Genomic DNA, 14,157 nt, shown 5'->3' with positions numbered 1-14,157 from the left:
ATAGGAGTCAGCATGCCCATTGCCACCCCCGAGATCTACTCCGAAATGATCGACCGCGCGAAGACGGGCGGCTTCGCCTTCCCGGCCGTCAACGTCACCTCCTCCCAGACCCTCAACGCAGCCCTCCGCGGCTTCGCCGAGGCCGAGTCCGACGGCATCGTCCAGGTCTCCACCGGCGGCGCCGCCTATTGGTCCGGCGCCTCCACCAAGGACATGGTCGCCGGCTCCCTGGGCTTCGCCGCGTTCGCCCGCGAAGTCGCCAAGAACTACGGCGTGAACATCGCCCTGCACACGGACCACTGCCCCAAGGACAAGCTCGAGGGCTTCGTCCTGCCGCTGCTCGCCGCCTCCGAGGCCGAGGTCAAGGCCGGCCGGAACCCGCTGTTCAACTCGCACATGTGGGACGGCTCCGCCGAGACCCTGCCGGATAACCTGCGGATCGCCCGTGAACTGCTGGCCCGCACCGCGGCCGCCAGGATGATCCTCGAGGTCGAGATCGGCACCGTCGGCGGCGAGGAGGACGGCGTCGAGCACGAGATCAACGAGAAGCTCTACACCACCGTCGAGGACGCCCTGGCCACCATCGACGCCCTCGGCGCCGGCGAAAACGGCCGCTACATCACCGCGCTGACCTTCGGCAACGTGCACGGCGTCTACAAGCCCGGCGGCGTCAAGCTCCGCCCGGAGATCCTCAAGGACATCCAGGAGCAGGTGGGCGCCAAGATCGGCAAGGCCAACCCGTTCGACCTCGTCTTCCACGGCGGCTCCGGATCCTCCGAGAAGGAGATCGCCGACGCCGTCTCCTACGGCGTGATCAAGATGAACATCGACACCGACACCCAGTACGCCTACACGCGCCCGGTGGTGGACCACATGCTCCGGAACTACGACGGCGTGCTGAAGATCGACGGCGAGGTCGGGAACAAGAAGCTCTACGATCCCCGCGTCTGGGGCGCCTCCGCCGAGGCAGGCCTGGCAGCCCGCGTCGTCGAGGCAGCGCAGCAGCTCGGCTCCACCGGCAAGACGTTCTGAGCATGTCCGACGACTTCCGCAAGAACCTGATGGGCCCCGAGCCCACGCTCCTGCCTGCCGAGACCGACGTCCACGCGGAGCTGGACGCGGGCCAGGAAGCCCTGGACCTGGTCGAGAAGCACCCGACGTCCTCGCTGCTCTGGGCCATCCTGGCCGAGGAGGCCTGGAGCGAGGGCCGGACCATCGATTCCTACGCCTACTCACGCGTCGGCTACCACCGCGGCCTGGATTCGCTGCGCCGCAACGGCTGGCGCGGCGTCGGGCCGATCCCGTGGGAGCACGAACCGAACCGCGGCTTCCTGCGCGCCCTGTACTCGCTGGGGCGTGCCTCCGCCGCGATCGGCGAGGCCGAGGAGCCGGAGCGCATCGAAAAGTTCCTCAAGGACTCCGATCCCGCCGCCAAGGCGGCCATCGAGGCCGAGAAGCGCTGACCGGTCCGGACACAGCAACGCGGGGTCACTTTGCGCCCATTCCACCGTGGTGGATGGGCGCGAAGTGACCCCGCGTTGGGGTTTAAAGCTAGCTAGGCCTTCGCGAGGCCGGTGCGGGCCATGGCGTCCGCGTAGGCGGTGTGCATGTCCTCGAGGTACTGCTCCTGGCGGGCCGGGGTGCCGGCGAAGGCGCGGCCGCTGAGCGAGCGGACCTTGTAGGTCTTCAGGCCGCGGCGCCAGATCATGGGGACCTCGGTCTTGAGCAGCAGTTGGGCGAGGCGGTTGGCCTCGGTGCCGTGGGCGACGATCACGGAGGCGCGGGGCACGAGGGCGAGGAACTTCAGCAGCGGCTTGAGGCCGGCGGAAATCTGGTCCGGCGTGAACTTGCCGTTGGGCTCGCCCGGCACGTACCAGGGGTGGACGTTCCACGGCATGATGTATTCCGGGCGCAGGCCCAGTTTCCACTGGACGCCCAGCATCCGGGTGGCCGCTTCCTCGTCGCCGGCGGTGATGAAGCCGGACTCGTCCTCGGTGCCGATGTTGGAGAAGAGGCTGATGATGCGGCACTCGTCGACGTCATGCATCGGATCAACGTAGGGTACATTGGTGCCAGCTTTGTTGCCCCGCAGCGTGTCGCAGAGTTCGTTGACGGCCGCGACGCTAGGTTCGTAGCGGCGGCTCAGGAGCTGTTCGCGGAAATTTTCAGTGGCCAAGGCTGTCATATATTGCTGCTTCCCGGGATTGGTGACGCTGCCAGACCGGACGGGGGCACGGCAAACGCAGGGCGCGGAGAGTCCGGTGTGGATTGAAAATGTGGTGTGGACCGATTCCGAGTCGATCCTTATCAGTCTATCAAGCCCTGGGAAATGCCGGACCGGCCGCAGGCCGCAGGAGGCCGCAGCAGGCCGCCGCAGCGGGCGCCGGCGGCGTCCGGCAGCCGCCGTGGTGCCCGCGCGGGACCCCGCGCCGGCACCGCCGCCGCAGCTCAGCCGGCTACCAGAGCCGCTTGCTGGCGCGGCGTGCGCCCTCACCGAGCGCCTCGAGCTTAGCGAAGGCAATCTGCGGATGCACCCTGCCGCCGAGGCCGCAGTCTGTGGAAGCAATCACATTTTCCCGCCCGACAAGATCCGCGAAACGCACGATCCGGTCCGCCACGAGGTCCGGGTGCTCCACCACGTTGGTGGCGTGCGAGACGACGCCGGGGATGATGACCTTGCCCTCGGGGAGCCTGGTGTCCTCCCAGACCCGCCATTCGTGTTCGTGGCGGACGTTGGCGGCCTCGAAGGAGTAGGCGCCGGCGTCGATCTGCATCACGGATCCGATGATGTCCGCGAACGGGATGTCGGTGGTGTGCGGGCCGTGCCAGGAGCCCCAGCAGACATGCAAGCGGATCTGCTCCTGCGGGAGGCCGCGCAGGGCCCAGTTGGTGGCCTCGACCCGGAGCTGGATGAACTTGAGGTAGTTCGCCAGGCTGGGCTCGGGGTTGATCTGGTCCCAGCTCTCGGCCAGCGAGGGGTCGTCGAGCTGGACCGTCAGGCCGGCGTCGATGATCGCCTTGTACTCCTCGCGCATCGCGTCGGCGCAGGCGTAGAGGAGTTCCTCGTCGGTCTTGTAGTACTCGTTGGCGACGCGGGCGCAGGAACCCGGGGACAGGGACGCCACAAAGCCCTCGGCCAGGCCCGCTGCGGCCAGGCCGGTCTTCAGGTTGGCGATGTCCGAGCCGACGAGGTCCTGGCCCGTATACGTCAGCGGGCCGGCGATCTTGGGCTGGCTCACGCTCTTGCGGTGGGCCAGGATCCCGGAGGACGGATCGTTGTAGGCCGCATTGAATTGCTGCCGGTCCCGGCGGTCCGGGAAGGAGGTCAGGACGATGTTGCCGGGGCTGGAGCGGTGCACCCCGGCGTCGGCCCAGCGGTCCACGTCGGTCGGTTCCAGGCCGCCGAGCCGGGAGAAGGAGTAGTTCCACCAGGCCCCGTAGTCCACGGAACTGGACATCGTGTGGCCATACTCGCCGTCGTTGGGGATATCGATGCCCAGGTCCTTCTGGCGCTGGACGACGTCCACCACCGAGCCTTCCAGCAGCGCCAGGAATTCCGGCGTGATGCCCCCGGCTTCCTTGGCCTCGTTGGCGGCGATCAGTTCCGGGGTGCGGGGCAACGAGCCGGCGTGGGTGACGCGGATGTGGTCTGTGTTTTGAGGGTTGTGAGGGTCTTGGGGCATGGGGACAGTTTCCTTTCCATCGGTCCTGGCGGTAGCACCTTTGCCGGGCGGAATCCCGTGGTGTCGGGGATTCCGTGTCCGGGCAGGGTTGCTGCGGCGTCAACGGGCCAGGTCCCTCGGCCGCTCGGGATGGTCCCACCCAGTTAATTCCAGGGGCGGGGGACTGGCAAATCCGCCGGGCATTGTGTCGCGGCAAGGCGGCCGGGGGCGGCCCGGCCTGCCTCACCCGGTACATCCCCGGCGGCGCCATGGCCTTCAGGCCGGGCCGGGGCCGCCTGGACCCGCCCGCGGACCCGCCCGCGCGGGGCAGCTCCCGGTGCGATGCGGGTCACCGCGATCGGCTAAACTTGGGTGGTAAGAGCCCCGGAACTCTGGCGTTGATGGGTAAGAGCACAGCGTGAAGATTCGGGGCGTTCTCATGAACGGTGCTGGGCTCCGGCGAACCACCCTGGTGAATCAGGCAGGGTGGTCTCCACGGGATTCGGCCCGAACGAATGGGGGAGGATCCCATGCCAGCAATCGTGATCGTCGGAGCCCAATGGGGCGACGAAGGCAAAGGTAAAGCCACTGACCTGCTCGGCCACCGCGTCGACTACGTCGTCAAGCCCAACGGCGGCAACAACGCCGGGCACACCGTCGTCGTAGGCGGTGAAAAGTATGAGCTCAAGCTCCTTCCTGCCGGCATCCTGAGCCCCAACGCGGTCCCGATCATCGGCAACGGCTGCGTGGTGAACCTGGAGGCACTGTTCGAGGAGATCGACGGACTGGAAGCCCGCGGCGCTGACACCTCCAAGCTGCGCATCTCCGCCAACGCCCACCTCGTGGCGCCCTACCACCAGGTCCTGGACAAGGTGACCGAGCGTTTCCTCGGCAGCCGCGCCATCGGCACCACCGGCCGCGGGATCGGCCCGGCCTACATGGACAAGGTGGCCCGCCTCGGCATCCGCGTCCAGGACGTCTTCGACGCGTCCATCCTGCGCCAGAAGGTCGAAGGCTCGCTGCGGCAGAAGAACGAACTCCTGGTCAAGGTCTACAACCGCCGCGACATCGAGGTGGACGAGATCGTGGAGTACTTCCTGTCCTTCGCCGAACGCCTCCGCCCGCTGGTGATCGACAGCACCTTCGTCCTGAACACGGCGCTGGACGAGGGCAAGGTGGTGCTGATGGAGGGCGGCCAGGCAACGTTCCTGGACGTGGACCACGGCACCTACCCGTTCGTGACTTCCTCGAACCCCACCGCGGGCGGCGCCTCCGTCGGCTCGGGCATCGGCCCCACCCGGATCTCCCGCTCCATCGGCATCATCAAGGCGTACACCACCCGGGTGGGCGCAGGTCCCTTCCCCACGGAACTGTTCGACGAGATGGGGATGTACCTGCAGAAGACCGGCGGCGAGTTCGGCGTGAACACCGGCCGTCCGCGCCGCTGCGGCTGGTACGACGCCGTGCTGGCCCGCCACGCGTCCCGCGTCAACGGCTTCACGGACTACTTCGTCACCAAGCTGGACGTGCTCACGGGCATCGAGCAGATCCCGGTCTGCGTGGCCTACGACGTTGACGGCGTCCGGCACGACGAGATGCCCATGACCCAGACCGAGTTCCACCACGCCAAGCCGATCTTCGAGTACTTCGACGGCTGGACCGAGGACATCACCGGCGCGCGCACCCTCGCGGACCTCCCGGAGAACGCCCGGAACTACGTGCTGGCGCTGGAGAAGCTCTCCGGCACCCGATTCTCGGCCATCGGCGTCGGCCCGGACCGCGACCAGACCATCGTCATCAACGATTTGATCCTTGACTGACGGTCTGACAAGCAACTGACGTCCGACGGCGGCGGGTCACCTGGAAAGGTGGCCCGCCGCCGTCGTGGTTAAGCCGGAGTGGGGCCCGCCAGTGAGACCGTCCAGAAAAAGAAAAAAGAAAATTCCGATCGGTGCGTAACCTTTTCGGGGTTCCCCAGCGATTACTCCTTTGTAAGCGCCGCCGGAGACTGGCCCCCACCAGGCATCCGGCCGGCCTTCCACCGTAAGTGCCGGCCGGCGCCTTGCCCCCATGAGGCGCCGGCCGGCCTTCACCCAACCGAAGGATGTATCCCTGTGATGAAGAGTGTTAGCAAGACCACCAAGATTGCCATCGGTGCCGCCATTCTGGCAGTCGGAGGATTTTCCGGTATCGGACTGGCCAACGCGGCCCAGGTGTCCAACACCCAGTCCGGCACGCAGCAGGCTGAAGTGACCCACGCTACGCCCGCCACCCCTGCCGTTCCTGCCGTTCCGGCCACCCCCAAACTTCCCGCGAAGCCGGCTGCCCCGGCCGTGCCCGCAGCCCCCGCCGTGCCGGCCACCCCCGCCGTTGACGGCTCCGCTAAGGCCGACGCCGGCGTGGAGGGTACCAAAGGTGCCGCCGAGGGCTCCATCGACGCTGGCAAGGACGGTGCCGACGTCCAGGGCAGCGCCACTGCCAAGGGTGTAGCCGGCGAGGCTCACGCCAACGCTGACGTCCACGCAGCCGTCCCGGCCGTCCCGGGCGCCCATGGCGTGCCGGCTGTTCCCGCCGTTCCGGCCACCCCGTCGGCCGAGCTGCCCAAGCTCGACAAGTAAGGACCGAACGCCTCCCACGGAGGCGCCGGGGGTGCGGCCGCTAGACTTGCCGGGGCCGCACCCCAGCAGTAACGGAAGGACAACCTCTTGGCAGAACAGCTGAGCGATGACGAATTGTCAGCCGCTTTAGCTGGCGAGCCGTCAGGCTTCAGCGCTGTCTACACGGTCATTTCCCCCGCGGTGCTCGGCTACTTCCGGGCCCGCGGAGTGGACGACGCCGAGGCGCTCACCCAGGACGTCTTCGTGGATGTCCTGCCGAAACTGGCCAACGTCACCGGCGGCCACGCCGGCCTGCGGACCTTCATCTTCTCCGTCGCCCACGCCAGGCTGGTCGACCACCGGCGCCGGGCCGAACGCACGCCGTACCTGGCCGAATACGATCCCCGGGACGACGCGCGGCATTCCGCTTCCGCCGAGGACGAGGCCCTCGGCTCCCTCGGCGGGATCTCCGGCACCCTCGCCAAGCTCAATGAGGAGCAACGGGAGGTCCTGGTCCTGCGGATCGTCGCCGACCTCTCCATCGAACAGGTAGCCGGCATCATGGACAAGACGCCCGGTGCCATCAAGCAGCTTCAGCGACGCGGGCTCAGCGCCCTGCGCGAACTCGTCACCGAAAAGGACCACGCAGCATCATGACCGGCACACGCGACCCCCAGCAGGATGGCAGCATCCAGGCGATGCTCCGCGATTCCGGCCTCGAAGCGTCCACGGAGCTCCGCAGCTCACTTGAAGAGTTGCGGGCCCTGGTCCCCGGCCGTGCCCCGGCGCCCCGGGCCGACCTGGCGGCGCTGCTGGCCGCCGGTGCCCACGTCACCGGTGCCCACGGTGCCGCGGCCCCGACGACGGCGGCGATGCCCGCCGTCGTGTCCCCGCTGGCTCCTGCGGACGGCACTTTGCCGGCGGGAGTCACGAGCCTGGCAGACCGCCGCCGGGGCCGGAAACGCCGCCTGGCGATAGTGGGCGGCGCCGTCGCCGGTGCGATGGCTCTCGGTGCCGGTGCTGTTGCCGCGTCCAGCGAGGACTTCCGCCACAACGTCGGCCAGACCATCGGCGTTCTTTTCCAGCCGGCCGGCCATGTTCCGGCCCCGGCCCCTGCGCAGGAGCACGCCCAGCCGTCCCCGGCCGAAATTCCGGCCGGTCCCGCGCAGTCCACGGCCCCGGCAGTTGTCCCGGGATCAGCCGCTCCGGCAGCCCCTGCAACCCGGGCTCCCGCCCCGGCCACGCCCGTGCCGTCCGCCCCGCCGCCCGCGGTCGGCCGCAGCGGCATCCTGCCGGCGCCCGGACAGCGGCCTGTGACACCAGCGCTGCCTTCGGCACCCCCCGTGCCGGTCCCGGGCAACGGCCAGGACCTGCCCCACGCCCCAGGCCCGGTCTCGCCGACCCTTCCAGTCGTCGTTCCGACCGCGCTGCCGGGCAAGCCTTAAGGCGTACTTAAAGCTGTTGCGCTATCACTACAGGTCGTTCTAAACGCTGAGAACGACCTGTAGTGATAGCGCAACGGGGGTGGGTAGATGGCGGCCTAGCTTCCCGTCAGGCCAGGACCTGGCGTTTGGAGGAGATGACGCCGGTGTCGAAGCCGGCCAGGTGCAGGCCGCCGTGGAAACGGGCATGCTCAATCTTCACGCAGCGGTCCATCACGACGTCGAGCCCGGCCGCTTCCGCCTCCTTGGCGACGTCCTCGTGCCAGGACCCCAGCTGCAGCCACAGGGTCTTGGCGCCGGCCGCGATGGCCTCCTCGAGGACCCCCGGCAGGTCATCGTGCTTGCGGAACACGTCCACGATGTCGGGGCTCTCCGGCAGGTCCGCGAGCGAGGCGTACGTCGGCTCGCCCAGGATTTCGTTCACCACCGGGTTCACGAAGTACACCTTGTACCGGGTGGAGGACTGCAGATAGGTGGCCACGAAGTAGCTGGCGCGGGACGGTTTGTCCGAGGCGCCCACGATCGCGATCGACTTCGCCTGCCGCAGCAGGCCCAGCCGCTCGGGCGCGGACGGTCCGGTCCAGGTGCGGTCGGCGGTGCTCATGCGCGTGCTCCAATCGTGCAGGCGTCAACGGTCTCGACAGGCTCGACCACCGGCTCGGTCCCGGCCTCCGACGCCGCGGTGAGGGCCTGGTCCAGGTCCCAGAGGATGTCCTCGAGGTCTTCGAGGCCGATGGAAATCCGGACGAGGTCCTCCGGGACACCGGCGGACTCGAGCTGTTCGGGGCTGAGCTGCTGGTGGGTGGTGGAGCCCGGGTGGATCACCAGGGTCCGGGAATCGCCGACGTTGGCCAGGTGCGAGGCCAGCTGCAGGGATTCGATGAACGTCTGTCCCGCGGCGCGGCCGCCCTTCACGCCGAAGGAGAACACCGAGCCGGGGCCCAGCGGCAGGTACTTCTTCGCCCGCTCGAAGTGCGGGTGCGAGGGCAGGCCGGAGAAGTTCACGTAGGCCACGCGCTCGTCGGCCTCAAGCCATTCGGCGACGGCCTGGGCGTTCTTCAGGTGCTCGTCCAGCCGCTGCGGGAGCGTCTCGACGCCCTGCAGCAGCTGGAACGCGGACAGCGGCGAGAGCGCCGGGCCGATGTCGCGCAGCTGTTCGCAGCGCAGCTTGGTCAGGAACCCGTACTCGCCGAAGTTCCCCCACCAGGAGACGTTGCCGTAGGAGGCGACGGGTTCGGTCATCATCGGGAACTTGCCGTTGCCCCAGTTGAACCGGCCGCTTTCCACGACGACGCCACCCAGGGTGGTGCCGTGCCCGCCGAGGAACTTGGTGGCGGAGTGGATCACGATGTCGGCGCCGTGCTCGATCGGCCGCACGAGGTACGGCGTGCTCAAGGTGGCGTCGACGACGAGCGGGATGCCGGCGTCGTGCGCCGCCTTCGCGAGACCCTCAAGGTCCTGGACTTCCGACGACGGGTTGGCCACCACCTCGACGAAGATCGCCTTGGTGTTCTCCTGGATCGCGGCGGCGTAGTCCGCCGGATCGGTGCCGGCGACGAACGTGGTGTCCACGCCGAAACGCCGCAGGGTGACGTCGAGCTGGGTGACGGTGCCGCCGTACAGCTGGGAGGCGGCCACGATGTGGTCCCCGGCCTGGGTCAGCGCGGCGAAGGTGATGAACTCGGCCGCCATGCCCGAGGACGTGGCCACCGCGCCGATGCCGCCCTCGAGGGAGGCGATGCGCTCCTCGAACGCGGCGACCGTGGGGTTGCCGATCCGGGAGTAGATGTTGCCGTATTTCTGGAGGGCGAAGAGGTTGGCCGCGTCCTGGGTGTCCTTGAACACGAAGGAGGTGGTCTGGTAGATCGGGACGGCGCGGGCGCCGTGCTCGGCGTCGGGGGTCCCGCCGGCGTGCAGGGCGCGGGTGCGGAAACCGAAGGTGCGGTCAGTCATTACGCGGACACCTCAACTTTCGCGGCCGGGGTGCCGGACAGGTCCAGTTCGGTGCCGTTCTTGCGGGCGAGGTCCGCCTCGAGTTCGCGGACGATCGGGAGGATGTCCTGGCCGAACGCCGCGACCTCCTCCTGGAAGTGCAGGTAGCCGGTGAGGAACAGGTTCACGCCGATCTTCTTATACTCCACGATCCGCTCGGCGATCTGCTCCGGGGTGCCGATCAGCTGGGTCTTGAAGCCGTCGTTGTACTGGACGAGGTCCTCGAACGAGGAGTCCGCCCACATTCCCTTGCCGTCCTTGGTGGACGCGCCGGCTTCCTGTACGGCGTCGCGGAAGCCCTGCACTGCGGGCTTGTGCGCCTTCGCGACGATCTCGCGGAGGGTGTCGCGGGCTTCCTTCTCCGAGTCGCGGGCGATCACGAAGCCGTTGAGGCCGAAACGGGGCGACTTGAGGGCGCCTGCGGCGCCCCGCTGGGTCTCCGTGGAGGCGGCGACGACGCCGGCGATGTTCTCCTTGAAGCCGTCAAGGTCCTTGCCGTTGGAGAAGTACCAGTCGGCGACACGGCCGGCCGTGGCCTGCGCGGCGGTGGAGTTGCCGCCGAAGAAGATTTCCGGGTTCGCCCGTCCCGGCACATCCACCGGGGCGGGCTGCAGGGTGAAGTCGGTGATGTTGTAGTACTTGCCTGCCTGGCTGTACTCGGTCTCGGTCCAGAGGCCGCGCAGGACCTTGATGAACTCTTCGGTGCGGACGTAGCGCTCGTCGTGCTCAAGCCATTCGAGCCCGAAGTTGGTGAATTCGTTCTTGAGCCAGCCGGAGACGATGTTCACGGCGGCGCGGCCGTTGGAGATGTGGTCCGCGGTGATGATGAATTTGGCGAGCACGCCGGGGTGCCACATGCCGGGGTGGACGGCGGCGATCACCTTGAGCCGTTCGGTGGCGGCCAGCAGTGCCAGGCTGAAGGAGGTCGCCTCGTGCTGCTTGTCGGCGCCGTAGGAGGCGGCGTAGCGGGTCTGCGTGAGGGCGTATTCGAAGCCCGAGTTCTCGGCGATCCGCGCCAGCTTCTTGTTGTAGTCGAAGTCCCAGCCGGTGCGCTGTTCGATGGTGGAAACCACCAGGCCGCCGGAGACGTTGGGGACCCAGTAGGCGAACTTGAGCGGCTCGGACAGTCGGGCGACGTTACTGATGTCGGTCATGGGTGTTCCTTTACTTCCGGGTGTTTCGGATCCGCAGGACATCCTGGATGTCCGCGATTGATGGTTCGTTCTGGAGCGAGGTAGTGTCCCCGAGCGCGGTTCCTTCGAACAGCTGGGTCAGCAGCCTGCGCATGATCTTGCCGCTGCGGGTCTTCGGCACATCGGGCACGACGACGACGTCGCGCGGCTTGGCGATCGGGCCGATCTCCTTGGCGACGTGCGCCTTCAATTCGGACACGATCTCCTCGGTAGCCGCCGACTCTTTGAGTACCACGAACGCGACGATCGCGTGCCCGGTCTTCGGGTCGGCGACCGGACAGACGCCGGCCTCCACCACGTCCGGGTGGGACACGAGGGCCGATTCGATCTCGATGGTGGACAGCAGATGGCCCGAGACGTTGAGGGTGTCGTCCACCCGCCCCAGGATCCAGATGTCGCCGTCGTCGTCATACTTGGCGCCGTCGCCGGCGAGGAACCAGCCCTGCTCGGCGTACTTGCGCCAGTACGAATCGAAGTACCGTTGCGGGTTGCCCCACACGGTCCGGGCGATGGCGGGGCCGGGGGCGTCCACCACGATGTAGCCCTGGACTCCCGGCGGCACCGTGTTGCCGGCGTCGTCCACGATCCGGGTGCCGACGCCGGGCAGCGGGCGGGCCGCGCAGCCGGGCTTGAAGTCGGCGTCGGTGGGGGCGGGGGAGAGGATGGTGGCGCCCGTTTCGGACTGCCACCAGGTGTCCACCACGGGGGCGGTGCCGGCGCCGATGTTCTTCCGCAGCCAGCGCCAGGCCTCGGGGTTGACGGCCTCGCCGACGGTGCCCAGCATCCTGATTGAGGAGAGGTCGTACGTGTCCGGGACGCCGTCGGGGAACCAGCCCATGAGCGAGCGGACCAGGGTGGGTGCGGTGTAGTACTGCGTCACGCCGTAGCGTTCGATGATTTCGAAGTGCCGGCCCGGGTGCGGGGTGTTCGGCGTGCCCTCGAAGATCACCTGGGTGACGCCGTTGGAGAGCGGGCCGTAGATCTCGTAGGTGTGGGCGGTGACCCAGGCGAGGTCCGCCGTGCACCAGTGGACGTCCTGGTCCCGGAGGGCCGGGTCCGGGTTGCTGAAGAGGTGTTCAAAGCTCCAGGAGGCCTGGGTGAGGTAGCCGCCGGAGGTGTGGACGAGGCCCTTGGGCTTTCCGGTGGTGCCGGAGGTGTACATGATGAACAGCGGCGTCTCGGCGTCGAACGCCTCCGCCGTGTGGACGTCGGCGGCCTGCCCGACGGCGTCATGCCACCACACGTCCCGGCCCTCGGTCATCGGGACGGTGTCCAGCTGGTCCGCAGGGGTGGTGCGGTTGACCACCAGGACATGCTCGATCTCGTTCTCGCCGGCGACGGCGGCATCCGCGTTGTCCTTGACGGGGACGGCGGCGCCGCGGCGGAACTGGCCGTCTGTGGTGACGAGCAGCTTGGCGCGGGTGTCCTCCACCCTGAACTTGAGCGCCTCGGCGGAGAAGCCGCCGAAGACGAGCGAGTGGATGGCGCCGATCCGGGCCACCGCCAGGGTGATGATGACGGTTTCGGGGATGACCGGGAGGTAGATGACCACGCGGTCACCCTTGGTGATGCCGAGGGCCAGGAGGGCGTTGGCGGCCCTGGAGACCTCGCGCTGGAGTTCGGCGTAGGTGATGGAGCGGCGGTCGCCCGGTTCGCCCTCGAAATGCAGGGCCGCCTTGTCCCCGCGGCCGGCTGCAACGTGGCGGTCCACGCAGTTGTAGGCCACGTTGAGCCTGCCGCCTTCGAACCAAGTGATGTCCGGGCCGGTGCCGGCGTCGACGTCGGCCGGGACGCGGCGGTGCGCGGTGTGCCACGGCGTGCCGGCCGGGGCGGTGGCGTCCTGGGCTGTGCCGGCCGGGGCGATGGCGTCCGGCCCCTGTTCCCAGTCGAGGCGGAGGGCGGCGGCCTCCCAGAACGCGATGCGTTCGGCTTCGGTGCCGGCGCTGGTGGGGTTGACTGTCCCGGTAGCTGTCGTGGTGTTTACGCCCATCGTGGTGCCCTCCATTTCTTTGCGGTCCGTTCCTCTGCGGTGCCGGGCAGGGCACCGGTGATTTTCGGCCCAGGTAGCAGACGCGCCCAGCCGCTGGCCAGGATCCCGGCGGGGGACCATCCGTTCGCCGGGGGACCGCTCTGGCCCGAATCGGGCGAGCCCGGCTGGGCGGCGTCTGCTGGGGTCGCTGCAATGCCAGTAGCCTGCAGGGCTTCCGTACTGGTTGCAGCAACATTGTCGCCGGTGGCGGCGGAAGGGCAAGCCTGCTTCACCGGCGGGTTCTCGGGGGTCCCGGCGGCCGGGTCGTCCGGGGACGGCTCAGGCGCGGGGAAGGACTGCGCGCGGAAGGACCGCGCGGAGAGGGACAAGGAAATAGTCATAGGGGTACTCCATCGGTCCTGGCAGTAGCACCCTGCGGAAAGAGCTTTTTGAAGCCGGGTGGTCAGTCCGGCCGTTCCCGCGGCTCTTTGCCTTGCTATCGCCGGAGCCAGGGGGAGGTTTCCGGCGACCAGGGTTGCTGCGGCTTCATCGATCCAGGTCTCTCGGCCGCTCGGGATGGTCGCTTTCAACTACAACGGAGACGGAGCTTTTTCCCAAATCGCGACGTTTTGCGGCGTAATATTCGGTCCTGCGCCGCATCGGGCTTTCCGGTCCGTCAGATCTTCGAGGCCGGGCGGATCGGAGGCGGCCTGCCGGGACGCGACCCGCGGCGTACCCTGCGCCACGTCCCCCGCCACGCAGGCTGCGCCGCAAACTCTGCGCCGCGTAGGCTGTGCGTCATGGCCCACGTCAACGATCCGGCAGTCCTCGAACGGCTCCTGCGCACCAAGGGGCGGTGGGCCATCGTCGGACTGACCACCAACGTGTGGCGGGCCGCGTACGATACCTCTCTGTTCATCCGGGACCGCCTGGGCATGGAGATCATCCCGGTGAACCTTCCTGGCGATGCCGTCCACGGCGAAACGGGGTACGCCCGCCTGGCCGACATTCCGGCGGCCAGGCGGCCCATCGACGTCGTCGACTGCTTCGTGAATTCGCAGAAGGTGGGGGCCGTCGTGGACCAGGCGATCGCCGTCGGCGCCAAGGCCGTCTGGCTGCAGCTGGGCGTCATCGACGAAGCGGCCGCCGCCCGGGCCAAGGCAGCAGGCCTGGACGTGATAATGAACACCTGTCCGGCGCAGGATGCCCCGCGGCTCGGCCTGTAACCGCCGATTTATAAGCAGTGTCCCGCGCCGTGGCTTGACCGGGCCGGAGGACGCGGCTAAAACAGCCCATTTTGGT

14 protein-coding genes and 1 riboswitch are annotated in these 14,157 nt (G+C 68.3%); of the genes, 7 read left to right on the top strand and 7 right to left on the bottom strand.

Annotation, left to right across the window (positions count from 1 at the left end):
• The first annotated feature begins 12 nt into the window (after positions 1–12).
• A complete protein-coding gene (fbaA, locus tag ACQCSZ_RS18210) occupies positions 13–1,032 on the top strand; it encodes a class II fructose-bisphosphate aldolase (protein ID WP_427005086.1) in 1,020 nt (339 codons plus the stop codon).
• 2 nt (positions 1,033–1,034) lie between these two features.
• Complete coding sequence (locus ACQCSZ_RS18205) at positions 1,035–1,463, top strand: DUF3151 domain-containing protein (protein ID WP_427005085.1); 429 nt, start codon at positions 1,035–1,037, stop codon at positions 1,461–1,463.
• A gap of 92 nt (positions 1,464–1,555) precedes the next feature.
• On the opposite strand, the gene ACQCSZ_RS18200 is transcribed toward ACQCSZ_RS18205, so the two are convergent.
• Together ACQCSZ_RS18200 and ACQCSZ_RS18195 are read right to left on the bottom strand one after the other, a co-directional pair.
• A complete protein-coding gene (locus ACQCSZ_RS18200) occupies positions 1,556–2,185 on the bottom strand; it encodes a uracil-DNA glycosylase (RefSeq protein WP_427005084.1) in 630 nt (209 codons plus the stop codon).
• A gap of 271 nt (positions 2,186–2,456) precedes the next feature.
• Positions 2,457–3,683, bottom strand: a complete 1,227-nt coding sequence (locus tag ACQCSZ_RS18195) for a cobalamin-independent methionine synthase II family protein (RefSeq protein ID WP_427005083.1) — start codon at positions 3,681–3,683, stop codon at positions 2,457–2,459.
• Positions 3,684–3,696: 13 nt separating this feature from the next.
• Positions 3,697–3,819: riboswitch (SAM riboswitch) on the bottom strand.
• Positions 3,820–4,192: 373 nt separating this feature from the next.
• Between ACQCSZ_RS18195 and ACQCSZ_RS18190 the strand changes: the two genes are divergently transcribed.
• The 4 genes from ACQCSZ_RS18190 to ACQCSZ_RS18175 all read left to right on the top strand — a co-directional run bounded on the left by ACQCSZ_RS18190 (position 4,193) and on the right by ACQCSZ_RS18175 (position 7,704).
• The gene (locus tag ACQCSZ_RS18190; RefSeq protein ID WP_427005082.1) at positions 4,193–5,482 is read left to right on the top strand and encodes an adenylosuccinate synthase; all 1,290 of its coding nucleotides are present in this window, start codon (positions 4,193–4,195) and stop codon (positions 5,480–5,482) included.
• A gap of 294 nt (positions 5,483–5,776) precedes the next feature.
• Positions 5,777–6,280: a hypothetical protein gene (locus ACQCSZ_RS18185; RefSeq protein ID WP_427005081.1), complete on the top strand. Its 504-nt coding sequence runs from the start codon at positions 5,777–5,779 to the stop codon at positions 6,278–6,280.
• A gap of 87 nt (positions 6,281–6,367) precedes the next feature.
• Positions 6,368–6,916 (top strand): RNA polymerase sigma factor, encoded by a 549-nt coding sequence (locus tag ACQCSZ_RS18180; protein ID WP_427005080.1) that lies wholly within the window; start codon positions 6,368–6,370, stop codon positions 6,914–6,916.
• Positions 6,913–7,704, top strand: a complete 792-nt coding sequence (locus tag ACQCSZ_RS18175) for a hypothetical protein (protein ID WP_427005079.1) — start codon at positions 6,913–6,915, stop codon at positions 7,702–7,704. The genes ACQCSZ_RS18180 and ACQCSZ_RS18175 overlap by 4 nt, the downstream gene beginning before the upstream one ends.
• Before the next feature lie 106 nt (positions 7,705–7,810).
• On the opposite strand, the gene ACQCSZ_RS18170 is transcribed toward ACQCSZ_RS18175, so the two are convergent.
• Genes ACQCSZ_RS18170 through ACQCSZ_RS18150 form a run of 5 tightly spaced genes read right to left on the bottom strand, consistent with a single transcriptional unit; the run spans position 7,811 to position 13,256 of the window.
• Positions 7,811–8,305 carry a CoA-binding protein gene (locus tag ACQCSZ_RS18170; RefSeq protein ID WP_427005078.1) on the bottom strand — a complete coding sequence of 165 codons (495 nt, stop codon included), beginning with the start codon at positions 8,303–8,305 and terminating at the stop codon, positions 7,811–7,813.
• Positions 8,302–9,654: an O-acetylhomoserine aminocarboxypropyltransferase/cysteine synthase family protein gene (locus ACQCSZ_RS18165; RefSeq protein WP_427005077.1), complete on the bottom strand. Its 1,353-nt coding sequence runs from the start codon at positions 9,652–9,654 to the stop codon at positions 8,302–8,304. The genes ACQCSZ_RS18170 and ACQCSZ_RS18165 overlap by 4 nt, the downstream gene beginning before the upstream one ends.
• Positions 9,654–10,847, bottom strand: a complete 1,194-nt coding sequence (sfnG, locus tag ACQCSZ_RS18160; RefSeq protein WP_427005076.1) for a dimethylsulfone monooxygenase SfnG — start codon at positions 10,845–10,847, stop codon at positions 9,654–9,656. The genes ACQCSZ_RS18165 and sfnG overlap by 1 nt, the downstream gene beginning before the upstream one ends.
• 10 nt (positions 10,848–10,857) lie before the next feature.
• The gene (gene acs, locus ACQCSZ_RS18155; protein WP_427005075.1) at positions 10,858–12,876 is read right to left on the bottom strand and encodes an acetate--CoA ligase; all 2,019 of its coding nucleotides are present in this window, start codon (positions 12,874–12,876) and stop codon (positions 10,858–10,860) included.
• Positions 12,867–13,256, bottom strand: a complete 390-nt coding sequence (locus ACQCSZ_RS18150) for a hypothetical protein (RefSeq protein ID WP_427005074.1) — start codon at positions 13,254–13,256, stop codon at positions 12,867–12,869. The genes acs and ACQCSZ_RS18150 overlap by 10 nt, the downstream gene beginning before the upstream one ends.
• 399 nt (positions 13,257–13,655) lie before the next feature.
• Between ACQCSZ_RS18150 and ACQCSZ_RS18145 the strand changes: the two genes are divergently transcribed.
• Positions 13,656–14,081 carry a CoA-binding protein gene (locus ACQCSZ_RS18145; protein WP_427005073.1) on the top strand — a complete coding sequence of 142 codons (426 nt, stop codon included), beginning with the start codon at positions 13,656–13,658 and terminating at the stop codon, positions 14,079–14,081.
• Positions 14,082–14,157: the final 76 nt, after the last annotated feature.

This window comes from Pseudarthrobacter sp. H2, from assembly GCF_050157045.1.
Taxonomy (GTDB): Bacteria; Actinomycetota; Actinomycetes; order Actinomycetales; family Micrococcaceae; genus Arthrobacter.
The sequence above is the reverse complement of the archived record's forward strand: the minus strand, read 5'-3'. Positions and strand labels throughout refer to the sequence as shown.